General features: G+C 63.6%; 1 protein-coding gene. It reads right to left on the bottom strand.

Annotation, left to right across the window (positions count from 1 at the left end; all coding sequences use genetic code 11):
• A partial coding sequence (locus KQH55_RS15725; protein ID WP_235091623.1) for an AMP-binding protein occupies window positions 1–495 on the bottom strand: 495 nt, incomplete at both ends.

Raw genomic sequence — 495 nt, 5'->3', positions numbered from 1 at the left:
TACGTATCGTAGACCTTCTGCCATTCTTCGACTTGGTTTGCCTCCGTCGTGAGATCTCGCTCGGCAGGAGCTTCATCGAGCACAATGTAACCCACCAGCTGCGTATCGCCCGCCCGATCCTCTCGAGCGATCACCGCAGCTTGCGCCACGCCCGGGTGACGCTGCAGCACCGCCTCAATCTCGCCCGGCTCAACCCGGAAGCCTCGGATCTTGACTTGCTGGTCCGCCCGGCCGATAAACTCCAGCGCGCCATCCGAGCGCCAATACGCCAGATCGCCCGTCCGGTACAGCCGCGCACCACTCGCATCGAATGGGTGAGCAATGAAGCGCTCGGCGGTCAGCCCCGGTCGATTGAAGTAGCCCCTGGCTACGCCCTCACCGGCTATATACAATTCCCCCACGACACCCACCGGCGCCGGACGCAAGCACGCGTCCAACACGTAGGCCGTGGCGTTATCCAGCGGCGTGCCGATCGGCATCGACGCTTGCGCTTGA

Source organism: Mycetohabitans sp. B3, from assembly GCF_021498065.1.
In the GTDB taxonomy this organism is placed as follows: Bacteria; Pseudomonadota; Gammaproteobacteria; order Burkholderiales; family Burkholderiaceae; genus Mycetohabitans.
Note: the sequence above shows the minus strand (reverse complement) of the source record. Positions and strands in the feature narration are given on the sequence as shown.